This window comes from Deltaproteobacteria bacterium, assembly GCA_020845895.1.
Taxonomy (GTDB): Bacteria; Lernaellota; Lernaellaia; order JACKCT01; family JACKCT01; genus JADLEX01.
The window spans coordinates 1-6886 of sequence record JADLEX010000087.1 but is presented as its reverse complement, the minus strand read 5'-3'; the positions used below and the strand labels follow the sequence as shown (position 1 = coordinate 6886).

Sequence of the window (6886 nt, the reverse complement as noted above, 5' to 3'; positions counted from 1 at the left end):
AGGACGCCTCGACCAAGGCGAAGGAAACGAACGCGATCATGGAAGCGCTCGACAACGCGGCGCGCGAGATCGGCAATGTGGTCACCGTCATCAGCGACATCGCGGACCAGACGAACCTGCTGGCGCTCAATGCCACCATCGAAGCGGCAAGCGCGGGCGAGGCAGGCAAGGGGTTTGCGGTGGTCGCCCACGAGGTGAAGGAACTGGCGAAGCAGACGGCGGACGCGACGCGCGAGATCGGCGAAAAGATCCGGCTGGTGCAGGAGCAGACGCACGCCAGCGTCGGCGCGATCCAGTCGATCAACGGCACGATCGACGAAATCAGCCAGATCAGCGTGGTGATCGCGTCGGCGATCGAGGAACAAAACGCCACGACCCGCGAGGTTTCGCGCTCGGTCAGCGGCGCGGCGGTCGGCGCGGGCGAGGTGACGAGCAGCGTGCAAAAACTGAACACGGCGATCGAAAAAGAGGTGGTGCGGGGCATTCAGGAGGCGGCGGCGGGCGTCACGCAGGTCAGCCAGAACATCCTGGGTGTGAACGCGGCGGCGCAGCAAACCGCGCAGGGGGCGGACACCACGCGGCGTTCCGCCGAGCAAATGACGGGTCTCGCGAAAAATCTGGAGCGGGTCGTGGCGCAGTTCCACGTCTAGAAAAACGGCGGGTGCGCGGCATCCGCGGCGGGAATGAGGGCGGCGGGGGCATCGAAGGCGGTGTCCCCGTCGTTGTTTTTTCTTCCGTTCACCCCAATTTGAGCGTTGCGGCCTCTTTCGCTCGCCCCTCCCAGTCGGTATGCTCACGGGTCCGAACTGCGGCCTTTGGGGAGCTCAACATATGAACGCCAATACGCTGCACGACGCTGCCGTGCTGCTGAACGCCAACGCCCGCAAGGTCTCGCGACGCATGCTCACGGGCGTCGAGCAATTCGTGCCCAAGGCGCAAACGTATCTGTCGCACAGCTTCGACGACGCGCGCCGCGCCGTGAAAGAGATCGTCGATCACGGGTACCCCGTGGTGTTTTGCGGCGGCGGCGACGGCACGCTCGTCTCCACAATCAACCAGTTCAAGACGTACATCGACGAAAAGAACCGCGTGATGCAGGGCGCCGTGCAGGATGCCATCGCCCGGCATCCGTTGCCGAAGTTCGGCGTGCTCAAGCTCGGCACGGGCAACGGCATCGCGGGCTGGGTCGGCAACCTCAAGGGCATTGAGCCGCTTGCGGCGTTGCGTCGCGGTTTCGAGGTTCGCACGCGGCGGCTGCCGCTCATCGAATCCGAATCCCGTCACTTCCATTTCGGAGGCCTCGGCTGGGACGCGGCGATTATCAACGATTACTCGTGGTTCAAGACGCGGATGGGGAAAATGCCCGTCGTTCGGAAATTCTCGACGGGCTTTTTGGCGTACATGGCGGCCATCGCGTCGCGCACCGTGCCCCGCGCGTTTTTCGGCGAACGCCCGCACGTCCGGGTGATTAACGAGGGCGATGAAGTGTTCGAATGCCGGCTCGGCGAAGCCGCGCGGCGGCTGCCCTATCGCGCGGGCGACACGATCTACGAGGGCCCCGTCTCCGTCATGGGCGCGGGCACCACGCCGTACTACGGTTACAACATGGTCGCGTTCCCCTTCGCCGACGCGCGCGAGGGCTTCATGAATTTCCGCGTGGTCGACATCCCCGTGAGCGAAGCGCTGATGCACAGCCCGGGAATCTTTCGCGGTCGTTACCAGTCGCGGGGATTTTTCGATTTCCTCGTCACGCGCGTCCGGATGGAGTTCGACCGGCCCACGCCTTTGCAGATCGGCGGGGACGCGATGGGCGTGCGTGAGCATCTGAGCTTCGCCCTTTCCGATTTCGCGGTCGACCTGCTCGATTTTTCACCGGCGTGATCGCGCGCGAAATCACCGCAGCCCGATTCCCCGTTTCACACTGACCGAACCGCAAACGAAAAGCCCCGGCCGCAAGGCCGAGGCTTCGTGTGAACGTCGATGGATCGGCGTTACTTCTTCTTCGACGGAACGATCGCTTCCTGGCAGGCCTTGAGCAGACGCATCTTCACGACGGTCTTCGCGGGGATGTTGATCGTCTCACCCGTGGCCGGATTGCGGCCCTTGCGCGCCTTGCGCTTCTGCACGACGAGCTTGCCGACGCCGGGCAGCGTGAAGGCGCCGACCTTCTTCGTCTGCGCGATGGCGAGAGCCGCGAATTCCTCGACGACGTCGCCGGCGGCCTTTTTCGGCAGGTTAAATTTCTCGGCGAAATACGAAACGATCTGGGACTTGGTCATCGGCTTCTTGGCACTGGCCATCCTGAATCCTCCTCGCCATGACGTGATGTTGGGAACGAATCGCCTCGCAACCTAACAAATGGGTCCACGCCGGTCAAGCAAAAACACGCGGATTTTTGCACTTCCGGCGGCGCTCACCTTCGCGGCACGCCCGTTTCACGGGCGTTTGAGAACGCTTCGAATTTGTCGAGTACGGGCATGAAGCAATTGAGCCGGGTTTATCGCGTCGGGGAAAAATGTCAAGCACCACCCGGCGGCGCGGTGAGATTTTCGCGACGCCGCGATGTCCGCTCCGCTTTCACGGCGAATCATTCGGCGTGCCGACGCGCCGTCGTCGTTCGTCCCTCAAGCGCTCGAGGTCGCGCTTGCGCGAGGTGAATCGATACGTGACCGTCGATCCGGGAGCGCGCGTGCTGAACGCGTATCCGCTGCCGTTCATGGCCGAGAAACGAAACGTCACATCCGACTCGGGCGCGATCGACGGATCGATCTCGAGCAGGTCCACGAGCCGATCCGCGAAGCGGCCGTGTTTTGCGCGGAACGCATCCTGCGCGCGCTCGGCGCGGGCGCCGGCCTGATGCGCGACCTGCGCCGCCTCGGGCGCGCGGGACTTGTGCGCGCGCACGGGAATGGTCGTGAACGCGAAAACGCCCCAGCCGACGACGGCGATGGTGGGCAGGGCCGACCACGCGCCGAAATCGCGCCAGGTCCGATGCGCCCGGATGTCGAGGACGCGAAAAACGAGGTAGCCCGCGGCGACGGCGGCGAATCCGGCACGCCCCGCGGTGGCCAGCAATATCGCCGCGCGGGACATCACGCCCGATTCGTGCAGATTCGCGAATTCGGCGGGCAGCATGAGCGCGAATGCGCCGACGAACATCCAGGTCAGGACGCGCGCGAACTTCGGGGAGGGATTCTCGGCGCGCGGCGCGCGGCTCATGGCTCCTCGGTCGTCAACGCGCAATCGAGCCACGAGATGATGCGATCTTTTTCCTGCTTGCCGGGGTACGGCGCCGACGGGGGCATTGCTCCGTCATCGCGAAGCTGCTCGATGATGAGTTCGCCCGCCGCGAGGACCTCGTCCTGCGAATCCCAGTTGTATTCCCCGGGAGCGCCGTTTCGCGCCTCGCCCTGCTGATACTCCGAGTGACAGCGCACGCAATAGTTGTCGAAGAACGGCTGCAACTCGGACTCCCAGCCGCGCCCGCAGATCGTCTGATCGTCCTGCGTGTCGCCCTCGGGATCGGGATCGACGTCTTCCTCGTCCTTTTCCACGCATCCCCAGGCGAAGGACAACAACGCGGTGACGAGCAGAAACAGCAAGAAGGCATCGCGCGAAGAGCGCACCGGGCGGGATCTGGTCATGAGAGCGTTCTCCAGAAATTCGCGCGAAAAGATTAACAGGTCCAGACCGCGTGCGAAAGAGTCGGGTGCTTCGTGAACGCGGGGCGCATCGGACTCAATCCGATTCGAAGCGCAGTGTCTTGATTTCGAACGGGCCGATCGGCAGCGATACGGCGCGCCCATCGACGGCGTAGGACTTCGCCGGTCGCCCGAGCAGGTCCGTGACGGTCACCGATCGGGGAGGCGATGCGAAGACCAGCCGCATCGTTCCTCCCTCGCCGGCGGATTCGAAGACGCGCATCTCCACATCGCCGCCCGCCCGGCGCAGCGCGGTCATGGTGACGTTCGGCGGATCGACGCGCACGAGCGAAGCCGATCCCGCGCCCTCCGGGACCGATGAGGGGCCCACGACGCGAAGCGGACGTACGAACGCCTGCGCGCGTCGGGACGCGTGATCGCGCGTCGCCGGACCGACATGCGCGAGCAGGCCGTACCGCAGCGAGTCGCGACCGCCCTCGAAAGGCGCGTCGACGCCGAGCGTCACGCACCCGCGCCGGTGTGCCCAGTTTGGCGATCCGTCACCGAGGAACACGAGCTCGCGCGAGCCCCGGGCGAGCGCCGCGAAACCCAGCGCCCGTTGAGCGCCGCTGCTTGCCCGGCCGAATGGCGTTTCGACGCGGAACGCGCCGCGCCGAAACTCGGTGGGGAACTCGATACGCGTTCGGCCGCCCGCGAGATTCGCGAGTCCCTCGAAGATCGCCTCGATGTGCCGCGTGCCCTGCGTGATGCGGTAGGTCACCGACATGCGCCGCCCCGCGACCGCGCCGCCGAAACGCACCGCCGCGCGGACCGGTCCATTCTCGAGGACGTTGATCTCATCGACCTGAAATTCGCGACCGCGCCGCCAGGGGCGCGGCGGCCCGACGCCGGGCGTCCACACGATGCGCCCCGCGTGGTCGAAACCGAAGTTGGCATCGTGCTTACGGTCCCACATCGAACGCAGCGTCGCTCGGCGCGGATCGAGCTCGGCGCGGACGAACCCGTTTTCGATCGCCTCGTCGGTCGCTTTCGCGAAATATCGACGGGGTGGAGCGTCGAGCGGCGCTTCGCCATATGTCAGGTCGTAGACGCGGATCGCGCACGCGGGCACGTGAACGAGCAGCGCGGTGCGCGCGCGCTTGACGGTCCCGTCGGCGTAGAGTTCGCGCTCCAGCACTTGGGAGGGCAAGGCGCGGCGGGTGTCGTGCACCACCGGCAACACGCCGCCGAGCGCTTCGAGCCAGACCTCGACGGTCTCCTGCCTCGCGAAGCCGAGCGTGTTAGCCACGGCGATGCGGGTTTTCGCGCGGACGCTTCCCGCAAGAGCACCGCCGAGCAGGTCGCGCGCGAGGTCCTCGCTCTCGCGGTGCACACGGCCGAGCCGTCGCGCGGTTTCGTCGTGCGCCTTAGCTCCGACGGCGCCCGAGATGGCGGCGGCCGAGGTCGCGGCCAGCGCGTCGTCCCACAGCCGTTCAATCCCGCGCCGCAACCGCGCGTCGGCGTCGCCGGTCGGCCTCGTCATGGCGTGAAGCGTCTCCAGATCGCACAGCGCGTCGGCAGCCGCGTGCGATGCCGCGTGGAGAGGCGGGGAAGCCGGGAGGGACTCGCGGCGCAGGGATCTCGACGCCGGCCGCATCGGTCCCAGCGTCGTCAGTTTCGACCGGTCGATTTCGGCCAGCACCGCGCCCGGCGTCGCGAAGCGCATCGGCGAGGCGGGGAATCGTCGATTCCACTCTTCACGCGCGAGCGCGGTTTCGACGCGAGGCGCGGCAAGGAGACCGCCGGACGGCAGCGCCACGGTCGATCGGTCGAAGCGGCCGGCGAGACGCGCGACGACGTCGAACCATCGCCGCATCGCGCGTTCGGGTTCGGCGGCGACGCCGTGGGCGCCGATTGGGTCGCCTCCGAGATTGAGCGTCGCGATGCGCGCGCCGTCGAGACCGCGCCACCAAAAGTGGGGGGGCGTTTTCGGCGGCACCGATGTCTCCGACACGACGAGCGCATTGATGCCCGACTTGAGCAGGATCTGCGGCGTCTGCGGACCGAGCGCCCCGGCGTGCGTCCACCAGCCGGTCCGACTCTCCCGGCCGAAGGTCCCTCGCGCGAATCGCTGCCAGCGAACGACGTGACGCACCAGAAACTCGCCGTGCAAAGCGAGCGGCGCGGTCGAGGACATGCCCGCGCACAGCGGTTCGAATCGGCCGTCTTTTACGAGCGCGCGCAACTCGTCGAGATCGTCGGGCCGCCTCGCGGCAAGTTCGGCGATCGGCGCGGCATGGGCGAACGCGAACGTGAATTCGGGCCGCTCGTCGACCAGGCGCAGAGCTTCCTGGAGGATGCCCACGGCGACTTGCGTGGCGTCGGTGAAACCGAGTTCGCCGGCGAGGTCGAAGTGGGCGTAGGGCATGAGGGCGATGGGCGCGGTGCGGAGCGTCGGGTCGACGGATTCGGACTCGACGTGCCACGCGGGGCGGACGCCGTCGCGGTCGATCAGAACCGGCAGGCCGGTGAACAGGATGTCCTCGATCTCTCCGCGCAGGCGCAGATCGAGAAAATGCACCCCGGGTTTCGCCGCGATTCCCAGCAACGTGATGATGAGCGGTTCGCCGGGATGGAACTGAATGCGCGTGATGGCGGACGCGCGGCAGACGAGCGTGCCGTTGTCCACGCGGACCTGTCCCGCGTCGTGCCGCCGACCGTCGAAGGCCGCCCGCACGCCGACAAGCCGCTGCGTGACGCCCGCGTTCGTGAAGGCGAAGGAGACGGCGTCGGGGACGCCGTCGCCGTCGAAATCGACGATCGACCACAGATCGGGAAGAATCGTGGCATCGAGCACGCGGGCGAACCCCGGGTCGAATCGGCGCGGGTCGGCGAACGCCCTTTGCGCGCGCCGGGCGTACCATGCGCGTCCGGGCGCGGTGGCGCAAAGAATCGGTTTTGGCAGTTTTTGCCGACCCGGCATCGCCCAATCCCCAAGGGAGGGCGCATCTTAGCCGGGCGATGACTCCAAGACCAGCAAAGCTGAACGATTGACGCCGAGCCTGCGGGCGTGGTCAATAGAAAATTCGAAATCGCGCGCTGACGAGACGTCGCGACGCTTCCGATTCGATGCATGATCCGGGGTTTTGCATGTCCGACCTGAACCCGACACCGCGACTGGCCCAGCAGCAGGGGGCGGTGTTGCGCGCGGCGCCGGTCGGCATCGGCGTGGTCGTGAACCGCGT

General features: G+C 66.7%; 6 protein-coding genes. 2 read left to right on the top strand and 4 right to left on the bottom strand.

Features of this window, described 5'->3' with window-relative positions; all coding sequences use genetic code 11:
- Positions 1–650: methyl-accepting chemotaxis protein (locus tag IT350_11655; GenBank protein MCC6158697.1), on the top strand; the 650-nt coding region annotated here is incomplete at its 5' end.
- Positions 651–831: 181 nt separating this feature from the next.
- On the top strand, positions 832–1881 hold the full coding sequence (locus IT350_11650; GenBank protein ID MCC6158696.1) for a hypothetical protein: 1050 nt from the start codon (positions 832–834) through the stop codon (positions 1879–1881).
- 110 nt (positions 1882–1991) lie between these two features.
- On the opposite strand, the gene IT350_11645 is transcribed toward IT350_11650, so the two are convergent.
- The 4 genes from IT350_11645 to IT350_11630 all read right to left on the bottom strand — a co-directional run bounded on the left by IT350_11645 (position 1992) and on the right by IT350_11630 (position 6624).
- The gene (locus IT350_11645; GenBank protein MCC6158695.1) at positions 1992–2300 is read right to left on the bottom strand and encodes an HU family DNA-binding protein; all 309 of its coding nucleotides are present in this window, start codon (positions 2298–2300) and stop codon (positions 1992–1994) included.
- A 277-nt stretch (positions 2301–2577) separates the two neighbouring features.
- Positions 2578–3219: a hypothetical protein gene (locus tag IT350_11640; GenBank protein ID MCC6158694.1), complete on the bottom strand. Its 642-nt coding sequence runs from the start codon at positions 3217–3219 to the stop codon at positions 2578–2580.
- Entirely contained in the window at positions 3216–3644 is a 429-nt protein-coding gene (locus tag IT350_11635; protein MCC6158693.1) for a hypothetical protein, read from the bottom strand. The genes IT350_11640 and IT350_11635 overlap by 4 nt, the downstream gene beginning before the upstream one ends.
- 94 nt (positions 3645–3738) lie before the next feature.
- Entirely contained in the window at positions 3739–6624 is a 2886-nt protein-coding gene (locus IT350_11630) for a hypothetical protein (protein ID MCC6158692.1), read from the bottom strand.
- Between the last annotated feature and the right edge of the window lie 262 nt (positions 6625–6886).